This window comes from Bradyrhizobium sp. BR 10289 (assembly GCF_019455385.1).
Classification (GTDB): domain Bacteria; phylum Pseudomonadota; class Alphaproteobacteria; order Rhizobiales; family Xanthobacteraceae; genus Bradyrhizobium.
Genome location: NZ_JACOFR010000021.1, coordinates 51,522 through 78,049, shown reverse-complemented (window position 1 = coordinate 78,049; position 26,528 = coordinate 51,522). Strand labels below are relative to the sequence as shown.

Sequence of the window (26,528 nt, the reverse complement as noted above, 5' to 3'; positions counted from 1 at the left end):
GCGGGACGACTGATCTGCAACACTTCGTCACAATCTGCGGTGGATGGCCGCGGTTCGCCGTGACCTCTGATCGGCGCTGGCGTTATGTTTCGAGCGTTTGGAGCACTTGAAACATTTGGTGCGTTGCGGCGTTAGGCTTCGCCTCAATGGGTGGCTGACGCTTAAGACTTGACGCAAATTTGGCGGCCTTCCATCGGCCGCGAGGGGACCTGAGATGATTTCGACGTGGAGCGAATGGAAGCGCTATCCCCGTCCCGGACGGGGCGACAATCTCGAGGCGCCGATCTCGCCCGGCATTTACGAGGTTCGCATCGCCGGCACCGGCGCGCTGTATTCGTTCGGAGCGGTCGACAATCTGGCGCAGGCCCTGGCGCTGTTGCCGGTCGGTTCAAAGTCGTGGTTCGGTCGCCGCGACACCTCCGTCGCGCCCGATCTCGAATACCGCACCTGCGCGACCTCCTCGAAGGCCGACGCCAAGGCCGCGGCCGAGCGCATGATCGGTCGGCGCGAGACCTATATGAGCGGCGCGGCCTGATCATCTCCGCAACGGCGGTCCCACACCTCTCCCATCGGGAGAGGTCGCGCCGAAGGCGCGGGTGAGGGGCTACGCTCTCACGTAGGACCTGTGCCCCCTCACCCGATTTGCTGCGCAAATCGACCTCTCCCCGCTGGGGAGAGGTGAAGCGCCAGCGGCTCTCGGTTTAACTCCCATCAGATGTGCGTTGCGGGACGGTGCATTGCGCGCCGCTCACCCCTATATTCCGGGCCGATCCGAGCCCCCAGGGAGTAACGTCATGACCCCGACTGCCGCCGCCCGCGCCCCGCAAGCCACCGCCACCCTGCGCGACCGGCTGAAGGATCCTTCGCTGCTGAAGGAAGCCTGCTACATCGACGGCGCCTGGGTCGGCACGCCGGTGTTCGCCGTCAACAATCCCGCCACCGGCGTCGAGCTCGCGAAAGTTCCGCAGCTTGGTGCCGATGACACCACCAGGGCGGTCGAGGCCGCCCAGCGCGCCTTCCCGGCCTGGGCCAAGCATACCGCGAAGCAGCGCTCCAACATCCTGCGTAAATGGTTCGAGCTGATCACCGCCAACCGCGAGGATCTCGCGCTGATCCTGACCTCCGAGCAGGGCAAGCCGCTGTCGGAGGCCCTGGGCGAGGTCGATATCGGCGCCGCCTATATCGAGTTCTTCGCCGAGGAAGCCCGCCGCGTCTATGGCGAGACCATCCCGACCCAGCGCGCCGATGCGCGTCTGCTCGCGATCAAGCAGCCGATCGGCGTCTGCGGCGCGATCACGCCGTGGAATTTCCCGAACTCCATGATCACCCGAAAGGTCTCGCCGGCGCTGGCGGCCGGCTGCACCGTGGTGCTCAAGCCCGCCAACGAGACGCCGCTGTCTGCGCTCGCGCTGGCCGTGCTGGCGGAGAAGGCCGGAATCCCCAAGGGCGTGCTCAACATCATCACCGGTGATGCGCCGCCGATCGGCAAGGTGTTGTGTGAGCATCCCGCGGTGCGCTTCGTCGGCTTCACCGGCTCGACCGCGGTCGGCAAGATTCTCTATCAGCAGGCGTCCGTCGGTGTGAAGCGGCTCGGCCTCGAGCTCGGCGGCAATGCGCCCTTCGTGGTGTTCGACGATGCCGACATCGATGCCGCGGTCGAAGGCGCCATCGTCTCGAAATACCGCAACATGGGCCAGACCTGCGTCTGCGCCAACCGCATCTACGCCCAGGACAAGATCTACGACGAGTTCGTCAAGAAGCTGTCGGCGAAGGTCGCGGCGATGAAGATCGGCGACGGCACGGAAGCCGGCGTCACGCAGGGCCCGCTGATCAATGCGAAGGCGGTCGACAAGGTCGAGCGCCACATCGCCGATGCCGTCAAGCGCGGCGCAAAAATCGTCACTGGCGGCAAGCGCAGCGAGCTCGGGCGCTCGTTCTTCGAGCCGACCGTGCTCGCCGACGTCAAGCCGGACTCGCTGGTGTCGCAGGAAGAAACCTTCGGTCCGCTCGCGCCCGTGATCCGCTTCAAGGACGAAGCCGACGTCATCGCGATGTGCAACGCCTCGCCGTTTGGCCTCGCCTCCTACTTCTACTCGCGTGACGTCGGCCGCGTCTGGCGCGTCGCCGAGGCGCTGGAATCAGGCATGGTCGGCGTCAACACCGGCCTCATCACCACCGAAGTCGCACCGTTCGGCGGCGTCAAGGAAAGCGGCCTGGGGCGCGAAGGCTCGCGCCACGGCATGGAAGAATATGTCGAGATCAAATACGTGATGATGGCGGGGGTTTAGGACCCTCCATCAGGTCCTGCTTCGGCGGAGCTCTGCGGGGCTGCGTCCGAACTCCCGGCGCATCCATTTGGCCAGGTGAGACTGATGCGAAAAGCCTGCTTCCAGGGCGATGTCGCTGAGCTTGCGATCGCCCTGGAGGAGCAACTGGCGTGCGTGCTCCAGCCGTCGCTGCAGGACGTAGCGGTGCACGGTCACGCCCATGGCCGCCTTGAACCACGTCCTCAAGTGCGAGCTGCTCACGCCGGCCTCGCGGCAGAGAGTGTCGACGGTTAGCGGCTGGTCCAAATTCTCGTCGACATAGACCGCGATCCTCTGAAGCTGCGCGTCGGAGAGGCGCGTGATGTCACGCGGCGCATCATCTGCAAGCCCAAGCAGCTCGACGGCCAAGGCCATTCCGACATTCTCGGCGAACAGCGGCCCGCTGGGCGAGCCCGCCTTGATGTCGCTTTCGAGCGCCTGTCCGAGCAAGACGATGCGGTCGTTTCGCAGCATGTGATGGGTGCCGAGCCGGACTGAGGTCAATCGTCCTGCCCGCGAGGCCGCATGATCGAGCATGCCGGGCGCGAGCCGGATCTGAAGCGACCGATAGGGCGTCTCCGCAACGAAGCCTGCAGCCGTGCCCGAGGGGATCAGATCGATATCGCCGGCGCGACGGAGATGCTCTTTTCCAGTCTCGATGCAACGCGAGCGCATCGTCGCCGTGAGATGGATGATGATCCGGTGATCGCCGATCGGTTCGAGCGCAACCGGATCAGACTCCGTTCGCATCGCTGCGGCGATATTGCCGACCGATGATGACATCGAACTCGATCTCGCACGCATGGCGGGCTCCAGAGCGGCTTGGCGGAACGTGTTCGATATTTGGCGCATCGTGCGCGATTTTCAACGGCTCAGGCGCCAAAGAACTCATCTGTCGCCGCGTGACATATGAGGATGCAAGGTGAGCCATTATGTGATTGTCGGAGCGGGTCCGGTCGGACGCGAGACCGCGCGCCTTCTGGCGGGCGAAGGACACAGCGTCGTCCTCACCAGCAGGAATGCTGGGTCGCTCGATGCCGGAGATGTGCGCACGGTATCGTCTGATGCCACGGATGCCGCCCAGCTGGCCGGATTAGCCAAGGGCGCGGATGCGATCTTCATGTGCGCCATGGCGGCCTATCATCGATGGCCGACGGACTTCTTTCCGATCATGGACGGAACGGTCAAGGCGGCCGAGCAGGTTGGAGCGAAGCTGCTGATCACCGGGAATGTCTATGGATACGGGGAAGGTGCCACGAGCCCGCTCACGCCAGACCTGGAGCCGAACCCGACCAGCCGAAAGGGCACGGTCAGGCACATCATGTGGCAGCGCGCTTTGCGATCGAACGTTCCGGCTCTCGAGATTCGCGCAAGCGACTATCTCGGCAAAGGCGCGGTCACCTATTTCTCGCTGCTAGCGCTCCCGTCGCTGCTCAAGAACGAACCGGTTTCGTTCCTCGGCGATCCCGACGTGGCGCACGCATGGTCCTTCAGCAAGGACGTCGCGAAGACGCTGGTTGCCGCATCGCGCTTCACCGGCGAATGGGGCCGCGCCTTTCATGTGCCGTCGCAATTGGCGTCCGTGCGCGAGTTGTTGCGACGATTCGCGCTCGCGCTGAACATCGAGTGTCCGAATCTGCTCCGCCTCACCGCGGCCGATCTGGAAGCTGTCGGCTTCAGCGAAGCAATCGAGATGTCCTATTTGTTCGAAAAGCCGCTTCTGCTCGACGCCAGCCAAACGGAGACATTGCTGGGTGTGACCGCGAGCAGCCTCGACACCATGGTGCGTGACACGCTTTCCTAATGGGGATGGAATGACGAATTCGAAAAGCTGGCAGGCCGTCGGCCTGAACCGAAGGAAAATCGGCGACTACACCGTCACCGCGATCGTCGATGGCTTCGTGGCCGCGCCGTTCGACCTTCTCTCTGGAATAGGGCCTGACGAGGCGATGAGCATGACGGTGGCGGCGGGACGTCATCCGTCATCCGCAATAACTGTGAGCACCTATCTGGTCGAAGGGAAGGGCCGGACCATCCTGGTCGATGGTGGCGGTGGCGGCATCGGCGGCCGGGGAGGGCGTTTGCACGCCTCGCTGACCGCGGCCAACGTCGACGCACGCGCTATCGACCGGATTCTGCTGACCCACGCGCATCCGGATCACATCGGAGGTCTCGTCGGAGCCTTGTCGTCGCCGCAGTTTCCGAACGCCGAGCTCGTGATGCACGAGGCCGAATTTGCCTTCTGGTCGGATGATGCGAACCTCAGCCGGGCTCCAGATGCGATGAAGCCATTCTTCCAAGGCGCCCGCAGCGCGTTCGAGGCCTACGCCGCGCGGCGCCGGACGATCAGCGCAGGAGAAGTCGCGCCCGGCATCGTGATCGAACATCTCCCCGGCCACACTCCGGGACATAGCGCCTACCGGATCGATGGTGGCGATGCGTCCCTCCTGATCTGGGGTGATATCGTTCATTATCCGGATATCCAGGTGCCCAGACCCGACGTGACGATCGCTTTCGACGTGGATCAGAAGGCAGCCGCGGAAACGCGCAAGAGGGTGCTGGAGAGGGTCTCCGCGACCGGAGAACTCGTCGCTGGAATGCACCTGAATTTCCCGGGGTTCGCGCGGTTGTCGAAGACAGGGCAATCGTTCGAAATCCGGCACGAACCCTGGTCCGCGGAACTCATCTGAGCGGGTGTTGTGGCTGGCGGGGGTGTGAGGCCAGTTTGGGGCTCCCGCCCCCCAACTGGCGCCTTCCGAACGTTGGCCTACTTCCGAAACTTCGAGATATTTTCGCTCAGCCAATCCGCGACAGACCGCGGTGCGTGGCCCGTCAATGTCTCGATCGTTGACGTCGTTTCAGCGAGCGCCGACTCGCAAAAGAGGCGATCCAATCCGAGCAGCAAGTCAGCAACGAATTCATTCAGTCCCGAGGCGAGCAGTTTTTCGCGCTGCTCCTTGGGGCTGCGTTGCTGATATGTGACGGTCCGACCAAGTAGTTTCGAGATTTCTTCAGCGATCTCGGGCATACTCACCGCCCGTGGCCCGGTCAAATGATAGGCGCGCTGAGCAGTCGGGTGCGCGTCGTCGAGAAGAGCAACGCGCGCTGCATCGGCGACATCGCGCGTGTCGATCAGGTTGACCGCTCCATCGCCCGCCGCGCCGCCCCAGGAGTCATGGGCAATTTGCGCGCCGGCCCGCGCGAGGATGTCGACGAAGGCCGATGGCCGCAAAACCGTGTAGCCGATGTCGGTGGTCGCGAGATGCGCCTCGATCTGCATGTGCCAGTCCATCGGATGCAACCGTGACGGCGGACCCATCGTGGACAATTTCACGATTTGACCGACGCCCGCGGCAACGGCGGCGTCGATCAGTGCAATCTCGTTGGCGACCTGCCGAGGTGACGTGCCGTGGGCAAGAAAGAGCCGGTCGGCGCCGCGCAAGGCGTCGTGGAGAGTGGACGGCACATCGAAGTCGACGGCTGCAAGCGAAACGCCGGAGGGCACGCGTTGGGCGTCCGGCTTCCGGCTCAGCGCCACCAGCTCGAGAGGTTCGGACACCAGGCCTGCAATCAGGGCAGATCCGACGCGGCCCGTGGCACCGGCAACGGCGATCCGGGGGCGGCTGCGACTGGGCTCGGAGGGCTTGAACATTGGACACACCTGTCTATTTTGGAACGATCGGTCCATCATATCTGGAACGATCGTTCCAAGATGTCAAGCGAGAATTCGATGAGCGGGAAGCCCCAATTTGATGACCGTGCCGTGATCAACTCCGCGATGGAGGTGTTCTGGCGCCACGGCTACGCAGCATCGTCGATCGATGAACTGACGACGGCGATGGGCCTGTCACGCTCCAGCATGTACAAGCGCTTCAAGGACAAGGACGGATTGTTCCAGGAAGTTCTCTCGAGCTACGCGCAGCGCGTCTTGAAGCGGATGAATGCGGTTCAAGCCGGTACGAAGCGCCAACAGCTCGAGGCTCTGTTGCACGAATTCCTGCCCAGAGACGGCAGGACGGGGCGTCCCCCCGGCTGCATGCTCGCTCGATCCTGTACCGAGATGGCGGATCTGCCATCGGCGAGCCAGGCGGTTGCGCGAGAGGGGCTTATGGGACAGCGCGCCATCCTCAGCGGAATTTTGCGAGAGGCGGTTGCCGGCGGAGAATTGGCTCCGGACTCCGACGTCGAGGGGCTGTCGTGGCACTTCCTCGGCGTATTGCAAGCCACGATGAACCTGCCGCAGGCCGGTGCCACGCCCGGAGAGCTTCGCCGGGCTATCGAACTTGCGATGTTGGCATGGCCATTGGCGGCCTGAGCGGACGCCGGAAATGCGGTGGCGTCACCGCCGGAGCACCGCAATCGTTCGGTTCGCAAATGTCAGCCGCTCCGCCATGACCGATACGAAATAGGTCAGCAGCTTGTGGCTGAGCGCGGGGTCTTCTTGCTTGATTTCGTCGAACTGGTGCGTGTTGAGCACGTAGAGCACGCTGTCGACCTCGGCCTGGATCGTCGCGCTGCGCGGCGTGTGTGACACCAGGCCCATCTCGCCGATCGTGGTGTAGCGGCCGAGGCTGCGCACGCGCGTGGTGCGGTCGTCCTCGGCGGGGACCATGATGCCGACGCGGCCCTCGAGGATGAAGTGCATGGAATCGGCGGGGTCGCCGGCCTGCACGATGATCTCGCCGGCCTCGACCTCGATGCGCTGGCAGCGGCGGATCAGCGCGTCGGCGTCGTCCTCGCTGTCGAGGATCCCTGCGAACCAGTCGCGCAGGCTGGCCTCTTCCTGTGCCAGGCCCTGATGCTGCGAGATGATCTCGTTCTCGCACCATTCCAGCGCGCGATCGAGCTCGCGGATGATGGTGACGCCCTCGCCGACGAAGTCGCTGGCGCGCAGCACCTTCTCGGCCGCTGCCGACAGATGCACCAGGATCAACTCGACGCCGAGGTCGGCCGCGCTGCGCTTGATCTGGGCAAAGCTGTAGGCGGCCGAGGAATCGACGCCGGTGACGAGCTTGAAATCGAATAGCAGATAGCGGCATTCAGGGCGCTCCTGCAGCAGCCGTTTGACGTGCTGGTAGAGCCGGTTGGCGGAGCCGAAGAACAGGTAGCTCTGCAAATTGAGGCCCTGGATCTTGCCGCCATGGGCCAGCAGCACCTCCTGGTCGTCGCGCGAGCGATCGAGCGAGGAGCGGTATTCCGAGCCGTCGAAACTGTACTTGATCGACTCCACCCGCGCGGCGCTGAACGCAAAGGTCGCGCAGCCGATGATCACGCCGATCAGGATGCCCGGCACGAAGCCCCAGGTGACGATGATCGCGATGATGGCGACCAGCGAGAGATATTCGAGCTTGGAAAGCCGCTTGCGCGACTCGATGATCCATCTGTGCAGCTGGTCGGCGCCAAGATAGAGCAGCAGGCCGCCGATCACGAATTTCGGGATGAAGCCGAGCAGCTCGGGCGCGACCGCGAGCATCAGAAGCGATAGTGCCGCGACGGTGAGGCCGGACAGTCGCCCGCGGCCGCCGCTGGAGAAGTTGAGGATGGAGCGGCTGATCGAGCTGCATCCGGGATAGCCGCCAAGCAGGCCGGTCAGGATATTGGCGAGGCCTGTGACGTTCAGCTCGCGCTCCAGATTGGCCTCGCGGTGCACAGGGCGACCTCGATTCCGGTAGTGTTGAACAACGTGCTCGAAGCGGTGACAAAGACCGACCGCAACGAGGTTGCCGAGCAAGTCGGGCACGGCAAACCACGGGTAGCCGATCACGCCCTCGCTGTGCCACGGCAACATGAATTCCGCGCGCGGCGGCGACATGAACGTCCAGCCGAGCGCTCGGGCCTCATCAAGCGAGACGCCGGTGATCCGGAACGTCAGATGGGCCGTGACGAGGCCCGCGAGCAGGATGATCGGCAATCCGAACGGGCTGCGCGAGCGATGCCAGGTCAAATACAACACCAGCGCCATCGCGCAGGCTGCACCCAGCTCGCCCAGGGCTGTGCCATTGGCGAGATGCGCGAGCGTTGCTAATCGCACCGGATGATCGGTGATGACCCGGATCGCGCCCATCACGATCAATAATCCCGTGGCGCCGAGGAAGCCGCCGACCACAGGGTAAGGCACGTAGCGGATTGCACGGCCCATCCGCGTCAGGCCCAGTCCGCAAAGGACGACACCTGTCAACACGGTCGACAAGCCGAGCGTGATCAGGATCGGAGAGAGCAACGGCGCCGAGGGGTCGGTGCTCTGGATGTGCTCCACCAGCGAAGCCGCCAGGATGCCCGAGACTGCGGCGGTCGAACTGTCCGGTGCGGCGACGGCGAAGGGAAGTGAGCTGCCCAGCGCGATGATGCCCGCAAGCACCGCGGAGCTGATGAAGGTCGCTGCGATCCCGTAGGACAGATAGGGCGACAGCGGGCCGGCGAAGATCAGCAGCGCATAGGAGAGCCCAAAGGTGACCGTCAGTACGCTGGCCGCGGTCCCACCGAGGATATCATTCAGCGCACGCTTCGCGGTCGGAGTGATCCCAGTGACCGAACCAAAGCCAATTGCCGGATCTGTCACGTCTTGACACTCGCTCATGAAAATTCCTGCAGCAGACGTAGCCGACTGCAGCTTTAGCGCAACAGGATTCTTGCAAGTATGAAATACCCGATAGTTCGGGACAATGCCGCGCGTGCACGATCAACCATATGGTTGAAGCCAAAGCCCGAGAGATCGACGGCGCTAGCAGCCGTGGCTAAATTTTCAGCTCTTTCCCCGTCACCCGCCGATACGCTTCCAGATAGCGCTTGCTCGTCGCATCCACCACGCTCGCCGGCAGCGGCGGGGGCGGGGCGTCGCCATTCCAGCGGCCGGCGCGGCGTTCGACGTCGAGATAATCGCGCAGCGGCTGCTTGTCGAAGCTCGCCTGCGGCTGGCCGGGCTTGTAGGCACTGGTCGCCCAGAAGCGCGAGGAATCCGGCGTCATGACCTCGTCGATCAGGATGATGCGGCCGTCCTTGTCGCGGCCGAATTCGAATTTCGTATCTGCGATGATGATGCCCTGCTCGCGCGCCAGTTCCTCGCCGAGCGTGTAGATCGCGCGCGTCATGCTCTCGAGCGTGTAGGCCGTCTCGTCGCCGACGACCTCGCGCATCTTCGCGATCGTGATGTTCTCGTCATGGCCGCTCTCGGCCTTGGTGGCGGGGCTGAAGATCGCAGGCTCGAGCTTCTCGCTCTCGACGAGGCCGGCCTTCAGCTTCTCGCCCGCCAGCGTGCCGCTGGCCGCGTACTCCTTCCACGCCGAGCCCGAGAGATAGCCGCGGATCACGCATTCGATCGGAAACACGGTCGTGCGCTTGCACAGCATGGCGCGGCCGAGGATCTCGGCACGATGTGGTCTCAAGGCCGGCACCGCGGCGATGATCTCGTCGGTCTCGGCGCTGATCATGTGATGCGGCACCACGCCTTCGAGCTCATTGAACCAGAACGCGCTGATCTGCGTGAGCACCGCGCCCTTCATCGGGATGGTCTCGCCCATCACCACGTCGAAGGCGCTGATGCGGTCGGTGGTGAGCAGCAGCAGGCGGTCGTCATCGACAGCGTAGATATCGCGCACCTTGCCGCGGCCGATCTTGGGCAAGGGCAGGTCGCTGGAGAGCATGGTAGTCATTGCAAGAGCCTTCGCGGAGGAAATCGGCCGCACCTGATGGCGCGGCCGAAAACCGGATTAGCCTATTCCGGCAGCGGAATGAACTCATGTTCCTGCGGAACCGCGGCGAAGCGGCCGGTTTTCCAGTCCTGCTTGGCCTGCTCGATCCGCTCCTTGCTGGAGGAGACGAAATTCCACCAGATGTGGCGCGGGCCCTCCAATGCATCGCCGCCGAGAAACATCATCCGCGTCGCCTTGAGCGCCTTCACGGTGATGCGGTCGCCGGGCCGGAAAATCAACAGCCGCGGGCCCTCGTAGCGCTCGCCCGCGATCTCGACCTCGCCGTCGACGACATAGATCGCGCGCTCCTCGTGGTCGGGGTCGAGCGGCACGCTCGCGCCCGCCACCGCGGTGACCTCGGTGTAGAACCAGGGCGAGACCATTTTCACCGGTGAGGTGATGCCGAAAGCCGAGCCGGCGATGACGCGCGCCGTGAAGTCGCGCTCGGAAATCATCGGAAGATCGCCCGCCGCATAATGCTGGAACGAGGGATCGATCTCTTCCGAGCCGGCCGGCAGCGCGATCCAGCTTTGCAGGCCCAGCATCTTCTGCCCCGAGGCGCGCTGCGCATCCGGTGTGCGCTCGGAATGCGCGATGCCCCGGCCGGCCGTCATCAGATTCATCGCGCCGGGCGCGATCTCCTGCACATTGCCTTCGCTGTCGCGATGCATGATCGCGCCGTCGAACAGATAGGTGACGGTGGCCAGCCCGATATGCGGATGCGGCCGCACGTCCATGCCCTTGCCGGAGACGAACTGCACCGGTCCGAAATGATCGAAGAAGATGAAGGGCCCGACCATCTGCCGCTTGCCATGCGGCAGCGCGCGCCGCACCGCAAACCCGTCGCCGAGATCGCGCGTGCGCGGCACGATGACGAGATCGAGCGCATCGCAGGACATGGGATCGCCGAGCACGGGATCGTTCGAGGGCTGCCAGCTCATGGTGGGACTCCTTCTTTATCTCGGCGATCGTAACAGGATTTGATGGTCCCGTCGCGGCGCCTCCGCACCGCCGTGACGGCCCTTTTGCCGACATCGTGCAATCTCGGCGACAGCTAATCCGGAAACAGGAGCGAGCGATGGTTTCTCTGATGCGAACCATCCTGGAAAGCGCGGCTTGAGGAAGGCCTTTCAGTCGATGCCAGCCGCGCCGGCGCTGTCTCGTACGCTGCCCTGGAGGGGGAGGGTGAGCGGAGTCGTGGCCCGTTACCGCCCCAACTCCGTCGCGCTTGCCACGCGGTCGAACCGTTCCAGCGTCATGATCGCGTCCGCGAATTTCTCCGCCCGCGCGTTCAGCACCGGGCGGGCCAGCGTCAGGAACTTCTGCTGCATCGCCTGTGCATCGGGGAAGGAGGTCGGCTCGCCCGAGGGATCGGCATAGAGCCGCTCGTGCACGCCGTCATCCGTGGTGATGCTGACGCGTGCGCCGAACGGATGGGTGCGCCCGACTTCGAGCCGGTCGTCCTGCACCACGTCGAACTTGTCGGCGAGCGCGTCGATGGCGGCATCGCCGAGGCGGTTGTAATCGTCCCAGCCGAACGAGCCCTGGTCGAGCGCGAGCGCGCCGGTGAAGAACATCGAGAACTGGCCGCCGACGATCGATTTCGGATGCCGCTTGGTGGCGGCATCGCCGGTGAGGGTGATGCCGTTCCGATGCAGGCCGATCTCGACGCGCTTGACCTGGTCTGGCGTCAGATTGTGCTCGCGCCGCATCGCGATCAGCGCGTCGATCGCGGCATGGGTATAGCGGCAGCTCGGATAGGGTTTGACGCCGATCTTCATGGTCTCGTAGGTCTTGCCGAGTTCGGCGACCGCCTTGTCCGGATGCGCATCGTCGGTGTAGCCGGCGAGCAGGCCGTGCTTGCCCTCGACCGATTCCGACGATCCCACGAAATCGTTGCGCGCCAGCGTCGCGGCGATCACTCCGTTCATGGCGGCGGCGCCGACCTGGTAGCGCTTGTTCCAGGCGCCGTTCATCAGGAATTGCAGCGAGCCCGCGGCCTGGCTGCCGGAGACGCCGAAGGCGGAGATGAGCTGCTGCTCGGTGAGACCGAACAGCTTTCCGGCCGCCGCCGCCGCGCCATAGGTGCCGGCCGTGGCGGTCGGATGAAAGCCGCGCGCGTAATGCGAGGTCGGGTCGAGCGCGTTGCCGAGCCGGCAGCAGACCTCATAGCCTGCGACGATCGCGGTCAGCACGTCGCGGCCGGAGGCGCCGACCATCTCGCCGACCGCGAAGGCGGCGGGGACCACCGGGGCGCTCGGATGCAGCGAGGAATCGGCGTGGGTATCGTCGAAATCAAGGGAATGGCCGAGCGCGCCGTTCAGCAGCGCCGCGACTGCGGGCGTCCAGGTCTTGCTGTCGCCGAACACGGTGGCTTCGCCCTTGGTGTCGAGCGCCAGCGCTTCCAGCATCTTCAGCATCGACGGGGTCGATTCTGCCTCGCGCCTCGCCCGGATCGCACTGCCGAGGAAGTCCAGCGTCAGCACCTTGGCGCGATCCAGCACCTCCGCCGGAATATCGGCGAATTTCAGATTGACGACATAGGCGGCGAGCGTTGCGGTTTCGTGGGCCATCGTGTTTCCTCGTTTTGGCGGGCAAGTTAGGCGGGCTGATTTGGCCTTTCAAGCGGCCTTGGAGCCGCGGGCATCAGCCATGCTTTTGGTGATTTGGGATCGGACCGGGATAGTCGACGATGGCACTGGCAAAGCAGCTGTTCGACCGGGTGCGGGCGCGGCGGACGCAACTGGGGCTGGCGATCCGGGTCACGGTCGCGGCCACCTCGGCCTATGCCATCGCGACCGCTCTGCATCTGCTCTTGCCGCTCTGGGCGGTGCTGACCTCGCTGATCGTGACCCAGATGAGCGTCGGCCGCTCGCTGAAGGCGACGCGCGACTACGTGCTCGGCACCATCGGCGGCGCCATCTATGGCGGCGCCATCGCGATCCTGATCCCGTATTCGACCGAGGTGGGCCTGTTGGGGTTGCTGGTGCTGGCGGTCGCGCCGCTCGCCTTCGTGGCCGCGATCAACCCGAGCCTCAACGCGGCGACGGTGACCGCGATCATCGTGCTTCTGGTCCCGACCATGCACCATTCCGACCCCATGACCTCGGCGATCGATCGCGTCAGCGAGGTCGGGGTCGGCGCCGTTACCGGCCTGCTGGTCTCGTTCCTGGTGCTGCCCTCGCGCGCGGTGCGGCAGATCCGCGCCAGCGCGGCAAAACTGCTGGAGCTGATCGCGGATGCCTTCACCGAACTCCTGGCCGGCCTCACGCGCGGCCGCGACAACGACGCGCTGCACCGGATCCAGGACGGCATCGGCACCGCGATGGTCGGTATGAATGCGATCGGCGCCGAGGCCGAGCGCGAGCGCGCCGCGCGCCTGTCGAGCGGGCCCGACACCGGCCCGCTGCTGCGTACCGTACTGCGGCTGCGCCATGACGTCGTGATGATCGGCCGCGCCACGGTCGTACCGCTGCCGGTCGAGGTGCAGATGCGGCTTGCAGGTCCGCTGTCGGAGGTCTCGACCGTGATCGCGCGCTTCCTGCGTTCGGCCGCCAGCGCGCTACGCGAAGGGGCCGGCGCGCCGCCGATCCATCCGGTCCATGTCGCGCTTCAGCATTATGCCGAGGCCGTTGCCTCCGTGCGCCAGGACGGCCTGATCCGCGGCCAGCCCGGCGACACCGCCGAGCGCTTCTTCGCGATCGGCTTCTCGCTGGAGCAGATGCACCAGAATCTCTGTGACCTCGACCGCGTCGTCGGCGAGTGGTCGGAGGCCACAAGCGACAAGTCCGCGCGTCTGGCGGAATAGATCATCTAAAGCATGATCCGGAAAAGTGTGAAGCGGTTTTCCGAAGAGATCATGCTCAAACAATAACCTAAAGCGCGATGACGATTCATCCCAATTTCATCGCGCTTTAGAGATCGAAGAACGCGAGCGCGGTCGCATCGCGCCGCGCGATGCCGTCCGTCAGGGCCTTCAGTGCGACGTCGAAGCTCGGCTGTTCCTGCTCCAGCTCCCATGCGCCGTTATGATCCCACTGGAAACACTGGCCATAGCGCGCTCCGGGTTCGACATGGAGCAGCAGACAGCGGCTGAGCTGCGACGGCTCGGCAATGGGCACCAGGTGCTTCAACGAAACTCCGTATTGTTTGCGGAAATAGGCGCACGCCTCCGCGAGCTCGTCCTCCGAATGGGCGATGAAATCAAGGACATTGCGCCGCTGCCTGGCGAGCTCGCCCGGCGCATAGAAGCGGAGTTCGGAGGAGGCCTCGGGCAATCGTACCAGCAGCTCGCTCTCGCCGCGCTTCAGCAGGAAACCGCGATAGTCGTCAGGCAGCCGGGTGTCCAGCGCCTGCTCCGCCGCGCTGATCTCCGCTTCGCTCGCCGGCTTGCCGCGCTTCCAGCGCCAGCCTTTGGCAGATTTGCTCGCCTTGCGCCGAGCCACATACTCGGCATAGCCGGGCAGCGCCATGATCTCCTCGAAGCCGCCGAACCGGGACCATTGGTAGGCATCGTCAAAGGCTTCCTCCCGCCGTTCCGGAAAATAGCCGCAGATCAGCTCGGCGCGCTTGATGAGGCGGGTCTGGCTCGGGGCGACCTTGCACAGATGCTCGATCGTCGTCAGCGCGGCGTCGGGATTGCCGGCCTTGAGCCATGCATCGCCCAGCAATTCCAGGATGTACCCTTCCAGATCGCCTTGGTAGATCGACCACGCATAATGCGACTGTCCGGAAGCGCGGCGCGCGGCCAGCGTGTCGCGGGCGTGCTCGGCAAGGCGTACGGTCCGTGCCGCGTCGTCTCCGGCAGAATAGCTGCGACGGGCGGCATGCCAGAGATAGAGCGGCTCATGCTCGGCCGGCGTGCCGCTGAGCGCCTCGAGCTGGCTTGCCTGTCGTTCCATCGGCGCGCCGAGGGCCAGCATCATGAGTTCGTCCAGGCCTTTCTGCCAGTCCGGCTTGGCTTGCGGATCGGGCGGTAGGTCGCGCAGCGTATAATTGGTGTGGATGGTCTCGAAATAGCCTGCTGCGACAAACTCGCTGGCCAGCCGGCGGAAGGCCGAAATCGCGTCCGCAATGTTTGAAAAATCCTTGCGCAGAAACTCGTCCGCGTCCGGATCACCCTTCCAGTTCATGTGAATGCCGAGCACGGTGGGATCGCTGCCGGGGATCAGGATCAATTCGCGATCGTCGTCGCCGGGCGGGCGATGGAAGAACTTTGCCAGATGCATGCGACCTCCGAACGTGCCGCCGGCATCGGGGCACCACCCTCAGTCGCGAGCTCGGAGATATCGGTTCACGTCAGCCGGGCCGGCGCTTCGCCAGCCCCTTGCCCTGCATGCGCCAGAGCAGCAGGTCGATGCGGTCCTGGCCGAAGAACGGCTCGTTCTCGAACACGAAGGTCGGCACGCCCCAATGGCCTGAGGCGGCGTGATCCTTTTCGTTCTCCGTGATCACCTGCTCGTAGCGATCGGCGTCGGCGCTGATCGCAGCATCCATCGCGGCGAGATCGAAGCCGGCTTTCCCGGCGGCGCGCGCGAGATGATCGCCTTCATTCCATGGTGCCACCGATCCGTCCCACAGCACGCGCGCGATGGCGTAGGTAAAATCGAGCGCGCGTCCCTCGAGCTGCGCCCAGGCGCCCAGCCGCGCCAGGCGGTGGATGTAGGGCTGCTCGGTCGCGACCTCGAATGTCGTGCGGTCCTGCACGATCGGATCGGGCTTGGGAAAGCGGAATGGAATGCCCTCGTACTGTGCCACGCGCGTGCTGTCGAGGATCACATAGCTGATGAATTTCGGATTGGTCCGCTTGAAGAAGCCGGGCACGCGGACCGCGAGCGGATAGACCGGCCGCAGGTTCACCGAAAGATCGTATTCCTCGACCAGCTTGAGCGTCTTCGGCAGCGCCAGGTAGCTGAACGGGCTGCGAAAGGAGAAGAAGAGGTCGACGGACAGCGTCATCGCGCCGGCTCCGCGATCCTCCCCATCATGCCGCGGGCGACGATCTTGTGGAACGGCGTGATGAGCGCGAGGTAAGTCCGTCCGAGCAAATTGTTGGTTTTCACCAGGGTGGTCACGGTGACGTGGCGAAGCGTCGCTTCGCCGGCGACATCGACCACGATACGGAAATCGAGATGATAGTCGTCGAAGCCGGCGACCAGCCGCTCCGGCGTCTCGCTCACCACCGGAAACAGGCCGATCAGGCCGCCCGGCGCGTAGGCGCCTTCACCCGATGTCTTCAAGCCGAAGGGTGTCACCAGAATGTTGCGCAGGCGGGTCAGTGCATCGATCCAGCGCGGTCCGTGCAGCACCATTCGCGTGCAGGCCTCGCGGGCGCTCAATTTGGCCTGGCCGACGTCTGCGCGAAACGCGTCGATGAACTGCGCACCTGCCAGCACCGTGCCGGCGTCGACATTCGGGGTGACTTCGCGGACTGTGCTCATCCCATCAGTTTGCGCGTCAGCATCCGGAAGCGCAAGATCAAGAGCCCGGCATAAACGAACGTCCCGACCGAGAATCCGATCCAGACGCCGATCGCGCCGAGACGGGCGTGGAAGGCCAGCAGCCAGGCGACCGGAAAGGCGACGCCCCAATAGCCGATCGCCGCGAATACCAGCGTCATCCTGGTGTCATTGATGCCGCGCAGCGCGCCGCCCACGATGGTCTGGAGGCCGTCGGCGATGAAGAAGGTCGCGCCGACCACGAGCAGTATCGCCGTCAGCTCGACCGTCGCTGCGCTGGCCTCGCCTGAGCCGAAGAACAGCCGGCCAAGCTGGTAGCGGCCGAGGATGATGGCGACCGTCAGCGCGGAGACGAGGGCGATCCCGAGCACGCCGGCGACCAGCCCGGCACGCTTCACGGCGGCCGGGTCGTTGCGGCCGAAGGCGTGGCCGACGCGCACGGTCGCGGCCATGCCGATGCCGAGCGGCACCATGAACAGCACGGCCGTGATCTGGAGCGCGATCTGATGCGCCGCGATTGCGGCGGTCGATATCAATCCCATCAGCAGCGCGGCCGAGGAGAACAGGCCATATTCCAGCAGCAGGGAAAACGAGATCGGCGCACCGAGGACGATCAGCTGGCGCATCAGCGGCCAGTCGATCCGCCAGAGATGTGCGAGCGGGTGGTAGCCCGCGAACGGCTTGTGCCACGCGGCGATGGCGAGCGCCGCAATGAACGTGCAGAGATTGACCAGCGTGGTCGCAAGGCCTGCGCCAAACAGGCCGAGCTCCGGCAGGCCGAACAGGCCATGGATCAGGCAATAGACCAGCACGGCATTGACCGGGATCGCGGCGAGCGTGATCCACAGCGGCGCCTGCGGACGGTTCACCGCGCTCATCATGCCGCGCAGCGCGATGAAGCCGAGCGCCGGCGCGATACCCCAGGCGAGGCCGTTGAGATAGCGCTGGGCCAGCGCGGCCGGTTGCTTCGCTTGTCCAAGTCCAAGCAAAATGTGCTCGCCATAGAGCGGTGAAGCCATCATCGGCAGCGAGATCAGGAGCGCGACCCACAGCCCGACGCGCAACGCGCCGCGGAGTTTTTTGACATCGCCGGCGCCGAACGCCTGCGCGGCCAGTGGCGAGACCGCCGCCATCAATCCGAGCCCGAAAGTGAAGCTGACGAAATAAACGGTATGCGCCAGCGCGGCGGCTGCCACCGCCTCCTCACCGAGCCGCCCGATCAGCGCCAGATCGGTCGTGATCATCGCGATCTGCCCGAGCTGCGTCAGCATCATCGGCACGGCCAGCCGCAGCGTCTCGACGAATTCCTGCGCGAGATGGTTTTGCACGCCGGTTTGCCGCGGCTGTTGTGGTTGGACGTTGTCGAGCATGCGCTGCAATAGCACAGCAGGGCGACGAAAACACGGCTCTCGTGTCCCGGACGCGCTGCAGCGCGTAGCGCTGCTGCGCAGAGCCGGGATCCAGAAGCTGCGAGCGCTGGTCTTGGCTGGATGGGGCCCGGCTTAGCAGCGCATCACTGACGTGCTGCGCTGCGTCCGGGGCACGAGACCATTTCTGGAAGTGGCAGAGCCTCAGCCCTTCCGCTCCGGCACCCGCTTGATCTTCGCGCCGAGGGCATTCAGCCGTTCCTCGATGCGCTCGTAGCCGCGCTCGATCTGGTCGGCGTTGTTGATGGTGGAGGTGCCCTCGGCGCAGACCGCGGCGAGCAGCATCGCCATGCCGGCGCGGATGTCGGGGGAGATCATCGAGGCGCCGCGCAGGCGGCTGGGGCCGGCGATGATGGCGCGGTGCGGATCGCACAGCACGATGCGCGCGCCCATCGCGATCAGCTTGTCGACGAAGAACATCCGGGATTCGAACATCTTCTCGAACATCAGGATCACGCCCTCGCATTGCGTGGCGGTGACGATCGCGATCGACATCAGGTCGGCAGGGAACGCCGGCCAGGGCTGGTCCTCGAGCTTGGGCACGTGGCCGCCGAAATCGTCCTGGATCTTCAAAGTCTGGTTTGACGGCACGATGAGATCGTCGCCCTCGATGCGGCAGACGATGCCGAGCCGCTCGAACCCCATGCGGATCGAGCGCAGATGCTCGACCCCGGCGCGCGTGATGCGCAGCTGCGAGCGTGTCACGGCGGCAAGGCCGATCAGCGAGCCGACTTCGATATGGTCGGGCTGGATCCGGTAGGTCGTCCCGCCGAGCGTCGCCTGACCATGAATGATCATGGTGTTGGTGCCGATGCCCTCGATTCTGGCGCCGAGCGCGACGAGGAAATTGGCGAGGTCCTGCACATGCGGCTCGGAGGCCGCGTTGCGCAAATAGGTGACGCCGTCGGCGGCGACCGCCGCGACCAGCGCGTTCTCGGTCGCGGTGACGCTCGGCTCGTCCAGGAACACGTCGGCGCCCGCGAGCCTGGCCGCGCGAAACTCGAGCCGGTCTGTCGCGGTGACCTTGGCCCCGAGCTGCTCCAGCGCCAGCACATGGGTGTCGAGCCGGCGGCGGCCGATGACGTCGCCGCCGGGCGGCGGCAGCATCACCTCGCCGCAGCGCGCGAGCAGGGGGCCGGCGAGCAGGATCGAGGCGCGGATGCGCACGCAGAGCTCCGGGTCGAGGTCGGCGGCCCGGATGCTCTTGGCGTGGATATGCAGCGTGTTGCGAGCGGTCCATTCGGCGGACGCGCCGACCGAGCGGATCAGCTCGACCAGCGTCTCGGTGTCGCGGATCCGCGGCACGTTCTCCAGCGTCACCGGGTGTTCGGTGAGCAGGGCGGCGGCGATGATCGGGAGTGCCGAATTCTTGTTGCCGGACGGCTCGATCGAGCCCGAGAGCCGGTGACCGCCCTCGACGATGTACTGGATGGGCGCCAAATGGATTCTCGCTCTGTGGTTGGGTGAGGCAGCCGGTTTCTGGCGGAAACTACAGAGATTTGGGCGCGGGAGCAATTGTGCCTGGCTGCAGCCCGCGCCCGTGCGGCGGCCGGGGCCTAGAACAGGCCGATGATATTGCCGACCACGTAGAGGATCGCGATCAGGATCAGCGCGCCGATCATGACGAAGGAGATTTCGATCGCGATGGCGCCGGTGCCGAGAATGGCGGCTACGCCCGCCAGCAGGCGCTCTTCCCGGAAAATCAGCGAGAGCACCGCAAGCAGGATGGCGAGCAGGCCGAGCGAGATCGCTGTGACGGACGCGGTTTCACTCCAGCTTCGTCCAGCCGATTTCTCGACCTTCGGCGCCTGATACTCCACGCCCTTCACGTGTGCGATGACGCGATCCTTGATGCGATGACCGGTATCGACAATCACCTTATCCGCCGGCGGCGGCGGAAACACGATCGGCACCACCCAGTGCGGCAGCACGGCCGCCATCAGCGCCAGCACGCCGACGATACTGCCGATGATCCCGAGGCGGCGGGACGGCAGGACGGGACTGGTGGTCGCCGAGCTGGTCATGGCGTGCTGCTTCCCGGCCGGAACAGGCCTCTGAGTTGATGCCATTTCGTCGCGATGGCGGATCTTGAGGTTCAGGAGGCTGTCTCGATTACCTCTCCCCGGAGGGGAGAGGTCGGATTGCGCAGCAATCCGGGTGAGGGGCCGCAGCATTCGGTGGGACCATAACCCTCACCCGGATCGCATCTGACGATGCGCTCCGACCTCTCCCTACGGGAGAGGTGATCTGCGTCCGCGGTTGGCACCGATCAAGCCGACACGCCTCAAATATCGATGGTCGCGCTGAGCGAATGTTCCTGGATGAAGTCGCGGCGCGGCTCGACGACGTCGCCCATCAGCTTGGTGAAGATGTCGTCGGCCTCGTCGACCTCCTTCACCTTCACCTGCAGCAGCGAGCGCACCTCGGTGTCGAGCGTGGTTTCCCAGAGCTGCTCGGGGTTCATCTCGCCGAGGCCTTTGTAGCGCTGCAGCGTGATGCCCTTGCGGCCGGCGTCCGTGACCGCTTCGAACAGGTCGGATGGGCCGTGCACCACGTGCTCGCTGTCCTTCCGCCGCAGCTTGCCGGAGCGCGCATAGACGTCCTGGAGCTTTGGCGTGTATTCGTCGAGCTTACGGGCCTCGGCCGAACCGAGCAGCGCGTCGTCGATGATCGCCGATTCCTTGACGCCGCGCACGGTGCGCTCGAACACAAAACCCTGGCCCTCGACGAACTGACCGGTCCAGCCGCGCTCGACCTCCTCGGCCTGGTTGTCCAGGCGGGTTGCGATGTATTGGGCCGCGGCGGTGGCGTTCTCGAGGTTGCCATAGACCGACTTGTTCAGTACGCCGGTGATCGCAGCCTGCTCGACCACCTTGCGGTTATAGCGGCTGTGCAGGTTGCGCAGGATGCTGCGAACGACGCGCGCGTCGTCGACCAGCGAACGCAGATCGCGCCCCGAACGGTCGCCGCCGGTGCCGGGGACGTACACGCAGTCGTCGAGGCCGGCGTCGATCAAATAATCTTCCAGCGCCCGCTCGTCCTTGAGGTACTGTTCGGACTTGCCGCGCGAAACCTTATAGAGCGGCGGCTGGGCGATATAGAGATAGCCGCCGTCGATGATGTCGCGCATCTGCCGGTAGAAGAAGGTGAGCAGCAGCGTGCGGATGTGGGCGCCGTCGACGTCGGCGTCCGTCATCACGATGATCTTGTGATAGCGCAGCTTCTCGACCGAGAACTCGTCGCTGATGCCGGTGCCGAGCGCGGTGATCAGCGTGCCGATCTGCTCGGACGACAGCATCTTGTCGGGGCGGACGCGCTCGACGTTGAGGATCTTGCCGCGGAGCGGCAAGACCGCCTGGAATTCGCGGTTGCGGCCCTGCTTGGCGCTGCCGCCTGCCGAGTCGCCCTCGACGATGAAGAGTTCCGATTTGGCCGGATCCTTTTCCTGGCAGTCGGCAAGCTTGCCGGGCAGAGAGGACACCGAGAGCGGGCTCTTGCGCGTCAGCTCGCGCGCTTTTCGCGCGGCTTCGCGGGCGGCCGCGGCCTGGATCACCTTGCCGACGATCATCTTGGCTTCGCTCGGGTGCTCCTCGAACCAGGCCTGGAGCGCCTCGTTGAGGACGTTCTCGACCACGGGACGCACTTCCGAGGACACCAGCTTGTCCTTGGTCTGCGACGAAAACTTCGGGTCCGGCACCTTGACCGACAGCACGGCGGTGAGGCCTTCGCGGCAGTCGTCGCCGGTCAGCGCGATCTTTTCCTTCTTCGCATTGGCCTCGGCATAGCCGTTGACCTGGCGTGTCAGCGCGCCACGGAAGCCGGCGAGATGGGTGCCGCCATCACGCTGCGGGATGTTGTTGGTGAAGCACAGCACGTTCTCGTGGTAGCTGTCGTTCCACCACAAGGCGGCCTCGACGCCGATGCCGTTGTTTTCCGCGCGCACCATGATCGGCGCCGGCACGATCGCCTTCTTGTTGCGGTCGAGATATTTGACGAATTCCTCGACGCCGCCGGAATAGTACATCTCCTCGCGCTTCTCGACCGCGTGGCGCATGTCGGTGAGGGCGATATTGACGCCGGAATTGAGGAAGGCGAGCTCGCGCAGCCGGTGCTCCAGCGTCGCGAAATCATATTCGATGTTCTTGAAGGTCTCGGTCGAGGCGAGGAAGGTGACTTCCGTGCCGCGCTTGCCCGGCGCATCGCCGACCACTTTCAGCGGCGCGACCGCATCGCCATGGGCGAACTCGATGTAATGCTCCTTGTTGTCGCGCCAGATACGCAGGCCGAGCTTGCTCGACAGCGCGTTGACGACGGAGACGCCGACGCCGTGCAGACCGCCGGAGACCTTGTAGGAGTTCTGGTCGAATTTTCCGCCGGCGTGCAGCTGGGTCATGATGACCTCGGCCGCCGAAATGCCTTCGCCCTTGTGGATGTCGACGGGAATGCCGCGGCCGTCGTCGCGCACGGTGACGGAATTGTCGGCATTGAGCACGACCTCAACGCGCGTGGCGTGGCCAGCCAGCGCTTCGTCGATGGCGTTGTCGACGACTTCGTAGACCATGTGGTGCAGGCCCGAGCCGTCATCGGTGTCGCCGATATACATGCCCGGACGCTTGCGGACGGCATCGAGCCCCTTGAGCACGCGGATCGATTCCGCGCCGTATTCGCTCGGATTTGAGGGCTCGTTTTCGGCAGGCGTCTGCCGAGCAGGTTCTGTCATGAGAGGCCTTCGAGATGTCGCCCGAATCAGCGGCGCAAAAGGCGCTGATTTGCAGGCTATTTGTGCCATGAAAGACGCTGGGCGCCTAGCGCAAAGTATCTCCTGGCAACCCTTTGATCAGATGGGATTTTTTAGCAAGTTTTCAAGGCCTTTGAAGGCCGATTCGAAGGGGCGCGAAAAGGTCGATTCGGGAGCCATTTTGCACGCCGAAAACGACCGCATTTTTCCGGTGTGGCGACGTGGTTGCGACAGCCTTGGAGACGTCTTTTCGGAAGGGGACTCAATACAGCAGCAGCGGCGACCAGGCCTCGCCGTTGCGCCCGACCGTGAATTCCCAGGTCTCGCCGGCAGCGAAGGTGAGGGTGTTCGTGGTGGCTGGATGGCCCGGGACGCTCACCTCATAGGAATATTGGCCGGGCTCGAGATCCAGAGACACGGCGCGGCTGCCGGCGGCGCGATTGACGCTGCGGCCGTCGATCACGAGCGTGGCGTCGGTCTCGCTGATATTGGAGAACACCAGCTTGGCCTGGCCGGGCTCGGGCAAGACGTTCGCGCGGGTCGCGACGGCGGCGTTCTTCTGCACGAGGTTGACCGCGGTCCCGCTTGGCTTGCGGTCGAGCGCCAGCGTGCCGGGGCCGAGCGGGGAGACGAAGGCGAGCTGGACGTGATCGGTGGAGACCACCGCGCCGTCGTGCTGCTCCTGCCAGCCGAGCTTTGCAAGCTCGGTGCGATAGAACGCGAGCACATTGCCCAGTTCGGCGGGCACGGTGGCCTGCAGGCTGCTGCGGAGCGGCGTCTCGACGCCCTGCACGACGGTGGTGTGGATGCCGCGGTAGCTGTAACGGGTCGGCGCGGGCAGCTTGGTTTCGGGGTCCGGCGTCAGCTCGGCCGAAAACAGCATCGAGAGATGCGGCACCCAGGCACTGGCGGTTGCCGCTAGCATGCAGCTTGCGAGAAAGACGAGGCCGCACGCGAAAGCCCGCCATCGTGCCGAGGCTTGCGCCCCGGGCCTTACCGTCCGCATCTCACTCTCCAGGAATGTCGCGCATCGTGTCATCGCGCGATGGGTCACGGCTGCGACAGCGTCGGCGCGGCCTCTGGCGAACTAGTCGCGACGGAAAAGAGAGCGGTTCAAGCGCGGCGGCTACCGGCGGGCCGAAACCCGTCCGCTCTCGACGTCAAACACCTCGCCGCCTGCGCCAATCTCGGCGAACGCAGCCGGGTCCGCGCCGGTCAGCCATACCTGTGCGCCGAGCTTGCGCAGCTCCTCGAACAGCGCGGCGCGCCGGTTCGGATCGAGATGCGCGACCACCTCGTCGAGCAGCAGCAGCGGCACGATGCCGGTCATCTCGGCGACCAGGCTCGCATGCGCCAGCACAAGGCCGATCAGCAGCGCCTTCTGCTCGCCGGTGGAGGCATCGCGCGCCGGCATGCTCTTCGGCGCATAGATCACCTGGAGGTCGGTGAGATGCGGGCCGTCGGTGGTGCGGCCGGCGATGGCATCGCGCGGACGGTTGTCGCGCAGGATCTGGCGGTAGCGGTCCTCGACCGACGTCGCGGTCTCCGTCAGCAGCGCGTTCTCCATCCAGCCGTCGAGTGCAATTTGCGCGGAGGGAAAGGCCGATTGCTGCGCGCGCGTGTTCAACATGCCGGTCAGGCGTGCCGCGGTCTGGCCGCGCGTGGCGGCGACCGCGACCGCGAGCTCGGCGGTCTCGCGCTCGATCGCGTCACACCAATGGTCGTCGTAATTGCGCGTCTCGAGCAGGCGGTTGCGCGAGCGGAGCGAACGCTCCAGTGCGTTGATGCGGCTGGAATGGTCGTTGTCGATCGCGAGCACCAGGCGGTCGAAGAAGCGCCGGCGCTCGGACGCCGCGCCCATGAACAGCCCGTCCATCGCCGGCGTCAGCCAGACCATGCGGATGTGGTCGCCGAAGGCGGCGGCGGAATTCACCGGCTCGCGGTCGATACGGACGCGCCGGCTCACCGCGGCGTCCGCGCGCGGCGGGTCGATGCCGGTGCCGAGCGTTGCGAGGCCCAGCGCGCCCTCGACCTGCGCCGACACCGCCCAGGAGCCGTCGCCCTGGTTGTCGGCGACGTCCTCGAGCGTGGCCCTCCGCAGGCCGCGTCCCGGCGACAGAAACGAGATCGCCTCGATGCAATTGGTCTTGCCCGCCCCGTTCGGCCCGACCAGCGCCACCATGTCAGCCGCCGTCTCGAGCCCCGCCGCCCGATAATTCCGAAAATGCGTCAGCGTCAGGCGATGAATGCGGGAGGGGGTCATTTCAACTCGTCATTGCCGGGCTTGACCCGGCAATCCATCGCCCGCGTCAGCGGGCAATTTCATCATATAGGTCTTGCCAGGTGGGATTGCTCTTCACGATCAGATCGATCTTCCACTCACGCGACCAGTGTTTCATATTCTTTTCGCGCTGGAGGGCTGCCGCGATCGTGTCATGCGCCTCGAAATAAACCAGTGTCTTCACCCCGTAGCGTTTGGTGAAGCCGTCGGCTAAGCCCTCGCGATGCTCGTAAACGCGGCGGACCAGATTGTTTGTGACGCCGATGTAGAGTGTTCCACCGGGCTTGCTTGCGAGGATGTACACCCAATAGGTCATTTTGTTTGATGGATGGCCGGGTCAAGCCCGGCCATGACGAGAAGGGTCTCACACCCGCATCGGCATCAGCACGTACAGCGCGCTCTTGTCGTCCTTGTCCTGCACCAGGGTCGGCGAGCCCGGGTCGGCGAGGCGCAGCGTTGCGACGTCGCCTTCGATCTGGGCGGCGATGTCGAGCAGATAGCGGGAGTTGAAGCCGATATCGAGGGCGTCGGAGGCGTATTCGACCTCGAGCTCTTCGGTCGCGCTGCCGGAATCCGGATTGGTCACCGACAGCACCAGCTTGCCCGTCGACAGCGACAGTTTGACCGCGCGGCCGCGCTCGCTGGAGATGGTCGAGACGCGGTCGACCGCATTCTCGAAATCCTTCTTGTCGACGATCAGCTCCTTGTCGTTTCCTTGCGGAATGACGCGGCCGTAGTCGGGGAAGGTGCCGTCGATCAGTTTCGAGGTCAGCACGACGTTGCCGATCGTAAAGCGGATCTTGGCCTGCGACAGCTCGATCGTCATCTCGGCCTCGGTGTCCTCGATCAGGCGCTGCACCTCGCCGACGGTCTTGCGTGGCACGATCACCCCCGGCATGCCTTCGGCGCCCTTGGGCTGCACCAGGTCGAGCTGGGCGAGGCGGTGGCCGTCGGTGGCGACGCCGCGCAAGGTCGCGGCCTGCGGGGTGCCGGCGGCATGCAGATAGATGCCGTTGAGATAGTAGCGCGTCTCCTCCGTCGAGATCGCGAACTGGGTGCGGTCGATCAGCCGCTTGACGTCCTTGGCGGCGAGATTGAACGAATGCGACATGTCGCCGGCTGCGAGATCCGGGAAGTCGTTCTCCGGCAGCGTCTGCAGCGTGAAGCGCGAGCGGCCGGCGCGGATCGCCAGCACCGCGCGGTCGCCGTCGGCCTCCAGCACGATCTGCGATCCATCCGGCAGCTTGCGCACGATGTCGTAGAACATGTGCGCCGGCACGGTGGTGGAACCGGCGGTGGCGGTTTCCGCCGGCAGCGTCTCCGTCACCTCGAGGTCGAGGTCGGTCGCCTTCAGCGACAATTTGGCGGCCTCGGCCCGGACCAGCACGTTGCCGAGGATCGGAATCGTGTTGCGGCGCTCGACCACGCGGTGGACATGGCCCAGCGACTTCAGGAGTTGCGCGCGTTCGACCGTAACCTTCATTGCACTACTCGCCGATCCCCAAAACGATGAAAAAGCCGGGCGGCGGGACGCGCGCCACGGCACCGAAGACCCCGGACAGCCGGGTCATCCAGCCGATATGACCAAAGCCGTCAGGGTCGCGCAAGGTGGCGCGGATGGCCCCCGGAT

23 protein-coding genes are annotated in these 26,528 nt (G+C 65.1%); 6 read left to right on the top strand and 17 right to left on the bottom strand.

Annotated elements, in window-relative coordinates; all coding sequences use genetic code 11:
- Nucleotides 1-214: 214 nt before the first annotated feature.
- Together HYH08_RS28215 and HYH08_RS28210 are read left to right on the top strand one after the other, a co-directional pair.
- A complete protein-coding gene (locus HYH08_RS28215) occupies nucleotides 215-535 on the top strand; it encodes a hypothetical protein (RefSeq protein WP_220013097.1) in 321 nt (106 codons plus the stop codon).
- Between the two features lie 259 nt (nucleotides 536-794).
- The gene (locus tag HYH08_RS28210; protein ID WP_220013096.1) at nucleotides 795-2,288 is read left to right on the top strand and encodes an NAD-dependent succinate-semialdehyde dehydrogenase; all 1,494 of its coding nucleotides are present in this window, start codon (nucleotides 795-797) and stop codon (nucleotides 2,286-2,288) included.
- 9 nt (nucleotides 2,289-2,297) lie between these two features.
- Here HYH08_RS28210 and HYH08_RS28205 read toward each other — a convergent pair whose 3' ends face one another.
- A complete protein-coding gene (locus HYH08_RS28205) occupies nucleotides 2,298-3,110 on the bottom strand; it encodes a helix-turn-helix transcriptional regulator (RefSeq protein WP_220013095.1) in 813 nt (270 codons plus the stop codon).
- Between the two features lie 118 nt (nucleotides 3,111-3,228).
- On the opposite strand from HYH08_RS28205, the gene HYH08_RS28200 reads away from it, so the two are divergent.
- Together HYH08_RS28200 and HYH08_RS28195 are read left to right on the top strand one after the other, a co-directional pair.
- The gene (locus tag HYH08_RS28200; RefSeq protein ID WP_220013094.1) at nucleotides 3,229-4,110 is read left to right on the top strand and encodes an NAD(P)H-binding protein; all 882 of its coding nucleotides are present in this window, start codon (nucleotides 3,229-3,231) and stop codon (nucleotides 4,108-4,110) included.
- Between the two features lie 97 nt (nucleotides 4,111-4,207).
- On the top strand, nucleotides 4,208-4,996 hold the full coding sequence (locus tag HYH08_RS28195; RefSeq protein WP_349631466.1) for an MBL fold metallo-hydrolase: 789 nt from the start codon (nucleotides 4,208-4,210) through the stop codon (nucleotides 4,994-4,996).
- 77 nt (nucleotides 4,997-5,073) lie between these two features.
- Here the strand turns inward: HYH08_RS28195 and HYH08_RS28190 are convergent, their stop codons facing one another.
- The gene (locus HYH08_RS28190; RefSeq protein ID WP_220013092.1) at nucleotides 5,074-5,958 is read right to left on the bottom strand and encodes an SDR family oxidoreductase; all 885 of its coding nucleotides are present in this window, start codon (nucleotides 5,956-5,958) and stop codon (nucleotides 5,074-5,076) included.
- Nucleotides 5,959-6,018: 60 nt separating this feature from the next.
- On the opposite strand from HYH08_RS28190, the gene HYH08_RS28185 reads away from it, so the two are divergent.
- On the top strand, nucleotides 6,019-6,621 hold the full coding sequence (locus tag HYH08_RS28185) for a TetR/AcrR family transcriptional regulator (protein ID WP_228748111.1): 603 nt from the start codon (nucleotides 6,019-6,021) through the stop codon (nucleotides 6,619-6,621).
- Nucleotides 6,622-6,645: 24 nt separating this feature from the next.
- On the opposite strand, the gene HYH08_RS28180 is transcribed toward HYH08_RS28185, so the two are convergent.
- The 4 genes from HYH08_RS28180 to HYH08_RS28165 form a co-directional block, all read right to left on the bottom strand.
- On the bottom strand, nucleotides 6,646-8,883 hold the full coding sequence (locus HYH08_RS28180; RefSeq protein ID WP_228748110.1) for an SLC26A/SulP transporter family protein: 2,238 nt from the start codon (nucleotides 8,881-8,883) through the stop codon (nucleotides 6,646-6,648).
- A gap of 157 nt (nucleotides 8,884-9,040) precedes the next feature.
- Nucleotides 9,041-9,955: a phosphoribosylaminoimidazolesuccinocarboxamide synthase gene (locus HYH08_RS28175; RefSeq protein WP_220013091.1), complete on the bottom strand. Its 915-nt coding sequence runs from the start codon at nucleotides 9,953-9,955 to the stop codon at nucleotides 9,041-9,043.
- Between the two features lie 62 nt (nucleotides 9,956-10,017).
- Nucleotides 10,018-10,935: a pirin family protein gene (locus HYH08_RS28170; RefSeq protein WP_220013090.1), complete on the bottom strand. Its 918-nt coding sequence runs from the start codon at nucleotides 10,933-10,935 to the stop codon at nucleotides 10,018-10,020.
- Nucleotides 10,936-11,199: 264 nt separating this feature from the next.
- A complete protein-coding gene (locus HYH08_RS28165) occupies nucleotides 11,200-12,567 on the bottom strand; it encodes an MmgE/PrpD family protein (protein ID WP_220013089.1) in 1,368 nt (455 codons plus the stop codon).
- A gap of 119 nt (nucleotides 12,568-12,686) precedes the next feature.
- Between HYH08_RS28165 and HYH08_RS28160 the strand changes: the two genes are divergently transcribed.
- Nucleotides 12,687-13,802: an FUSC family protein gene (locus HYH08_RS28160; protein ID WP_220013088.1), complete on the top strand. Its 1,116-nt coding sequence runs from the start codon at nucleotides 12,687-12,689 to the stop codon at nucleotides 13,800-13,802.
- Between the two features lie 106 nt (nucleotides 13,803-13,908).
- Here the strand turns inward: HYH08_RS28160 and HYH08_RS28155 are convergent, their stop codons facing one another.
- From HYH08_RS28155 to dnaN, 11 genes are all read right to left on the bottom strand, one after another.
- Nucleotides 13,909-15,222: an SMI1/KNR4 family protein gene (locus HYH08_RS28155; RefSeq protein WP_220013087.1), complete on the bottom strand. Its 1,314-nt coding sequence runs from the start codon at nucleotides 15,220-15,222 to the stop codon at nucleotides 13,909-13,911.
- Between the two features lie 70 nt (nucleotides 15,223-15,292).
- A complete protein-coding gene (locus HYH08_RS28150) occupies nucleotides 15,293-15,952 on the bottom strand; it encodes a 2-hydroxychromene-2-carboxylate isomerase (RefSeq protein ID WP_220013086.1) in 660 nt (219 codons plus the stop codon).
- Entirely contained in the window at nucleotides 15,949-16,434 is a 486-nt protein-coding gene (locus tag HYH08_RS28145) for a DUF2867 domain-containing protein (protein WP_220013085.1), read from the bottom strand. Before HYH08_RS28145 ends, HYH08_RS28150 begins: the two co-directional genes overlap by 4 nt.
- Entirely contained in the window at nucleotides 16,431-17,822 is a 1,392-nt protein-coding gene (locus tag HYH08_RS28140; RefSeq protein WP_220013084.1) for an MATE family efflux transporter, read from the bottom strand. The genes HYH08_RS28145 and HYH08_RS28140 overlap by 4 nt, the downstream gene beginning before the upstream one ends.
- A 201-nt stretch (nucleotides 17,823-18,023) precedes the next feature.
- Nucleotides 18,024-19,319 carry a UDP-N-acetylglucosamine 1-carboxyvinyltransferase gene (gene murA / locus HYH08_RS28135; protein WP_220013083.1) on the bottom strand — a complete coding sequence of 432 codons (1,296 nt, stop codon included), beginning with the start codon at nucleotides 19,317-19,319 and terminating at the stop codon, nucleotides 18,024-18,026.
- Between the two features lie 116 nt (nucleotides 19,320-19,435).
- A complete protein-coding gene (gene yidI / locus HYH08_RS28130; RefSeq protein ID WP_220013082.1) occupies nucleotides 19,436-19,903 on the bottom strand; it encodes an inner membrane protein YidI in 468 nt (155 codons plus the stop codon).
- A 260-nt stretch (nucleotides 19,904-20,163) separates the two neighbouring features.
- Nucleotides 20,164-22,599: a DNA topoisomerase (ATP-hydrolyzing) subunit B gene (gene gyrB / locus HYH08_RS28125; RefSeq protein ID WP_220013081.1), complete on the bottom strand. Its 2,436-nt coding sequence runs from the start codon at nucleotides 22,597-22,599 to the stop codon at nucleotides 20,164-20,166.
- A gap of 280 nt (nucleotides 22,600-22,879) precedes the next feature.
- Nucleotides 22,880-23,623, bottom strand: a complete 744-nt coding sequence (locus tag HYH08_RS28120) for a hypothetical protein (RefSeq protein ID WP_220013080.1) — start codon at nucleotides 23,621-23,623, stop codon at nucleotides 22,880-22,882.
- A gap of 120 nt (nucleotides 23,624-23,743) precedes the next feature.
- Nucleotides 23,744-24,880 (bottom strand): DNA replication/repair protein RecF, encoded by a 1,137-nt coding sequence (gene recF, locus HYH08_RS28115; protein WP_220013079.1) that lies wholly within the window; start codon nucleotides 24,878-24,880, stop codon nucleotides 23,744-23,746.
- Between the two features lie 46 nt (nucleotides 24,881-24,926).
- Nucleotides 24,927-25,214: a GIY-YIG nuclease family protein gene (locus HYH08_RS28110; protein ID WP_220013078.1), complete on the bottom strand. Its 288-nt coding sequence runs from the start codon at nucleotides 25,212-25,214 to the stop codon at nucleotides 24,927-24,929.
- A gap of 48 nt (nucleotides 25,215-25,262) precedes the next feature.
- Nucleotides 25,263-26,381 (bottom strand): DNA polymerase III subunit beta, encoded by a 1,119-nt coding sequence (gene dnaN / locus HYH08_RS28105; protein WP_220013077.1) that lies wholly within the window; start codon nucleotides 26,379-26,381, stop codon nucleotides 25,263-25,265.
- Between the last annotated feature and the right edge of the window lie 147 nt (nucleotides 26,382-26,528).

Coding starts and splice junctions, on each gene's coding strand:
- HYH08_RS28215 (WP_220013097.1), top strand. CDS start 215: ATGATTTCGACGTGGAGCGAATGGAAGCGCTATCCCCGTCCCGGACGG.
- HYH08_RS28210 (WP_220013096.1), top strand. CDS start 795: ATGACCCCGACTGCCGCCGCCCGCGCCCCGCAAGCCACCGCCACCCTG.
- HYH08_RS28205 (WP_220013095.1), bottom strand. CDS start 3,110: ATGCGTGCGAGATCGAGTTCGATGTCATCATCGGTCGGCAATATCGCC.
- HYH08_RS28190 (WP_220013092.1), bottom strand. CDS start 5,958: ATGTTCAAGCCCTCCGAGCCCAGTCGCAGCCGCCCCCGGATCGCCGTT.
- HYH08_RS28185 (WP_228748111.1), top strand. CDS start 6,019: ATGTCAAGCGAGAATTCGATGAGCGGGAAGCCCCAATTTGATGACCGT.
- HYH08_RS28180 (WP_228748110.1), bottom strand. CDS start 8,883: ATGAGCGAGTGTCAAGACGTGACAGATCCGGCAATTGGCTTTGGTTCG.
- HYH08_RS28175 (WP_220013091.1), bottom strand. CDS start 9,955: ATGACTACCATGCTCTCCAGCGACCTGCCCTTGCCCAAGATCGGCCGC.
- HYH08_RS28170 (WP_220013090.1), bottom strand. CDS start 10,935: ATGAGCTGGCAGCCCTCGAACGATCCCGTGCTCGGCGATCCCATGTCC.
- HYH08_RS28165 (WP_220013089.1), bottom strand. CDS start 12,567: ATGGCCCACGAAACCGCAACGCTCGCCGCCTATGTCGTCAATCTGAAA.
- HYH08_RS28160 (WP_220013088.1), top strand. CDS start 12,687: ATGGCACTGGCAAAGCAGCTGTTCGACCGGGTGCGGGCGCGGCGGACG.
- HYH08_RS28155 (WP_220013087.1), bottom strand. CDS start 15,222: ATGCATCTGGCAAAGTTCTTCCATCGCCCGCCCGGCGACGACGATCGC.
- HYH08_RS28150 (WP_220013086.1), bottom strand. CDS start 15,952: ATGACGCTGTCCGTCGACCTCTTCTTCTCCTTTCGCAGCCCGTTCAGC.
- HYH08_RS28145 (WP_220013085.1), bottom strand. CDS start 16,434: ATGAGCACAGTCCGCGAAGTCACCCCGAATGTCGACGCCGGCACGGTG.
- HYH08_RS28140 (WP_220013084.1), bottom strand. CDS start 17,822: ATGCTCGACAACGTCCAACCACAACAGCCGCGGCAAACCGGCGTGCAA.
- yidI (WP_220013082.1), bottom strand. CDS start 19,903: ATGACCAGCTCGGCGACCACCAGTCCCGTCCTGCCGTCCCGCCGCCTC.
- gyrB (WP_220013081.1), bottom strand. CDS start 22,599: ATGACAGAACCTGCTCGGCAGACGCCTGCCGAAAACGAGCCCTCAAAT.
- HYH08_RS28120 (WP_220013080.1), bottom strand. CDS start 23,623: ATGCGGACGGTAAGGCCCGGGGCGCAAGCCTCGGCACGATGGCGGGCT.
- recF (WP_220013079.1), bottom strand. CDS start 24,880: ATGACCCCCTCCCGCATTCATCGCCTGACGCTGACGCATTTTCGGAAT.
- HYH08_RS28110 (WP_220013078.1), bottom strand. CDS start 25,214: ATGACCTATTGGGTGTACATCCTCGCAAGCAAGCCCGGTGGAACACTC.
- dnaN (WP_220013077.1), bottom strand. CDS start 26,381: ATGAAGGTTACGGTCGAACGCGCGCAACTCCTGAAGTCGCTGGGCCAT.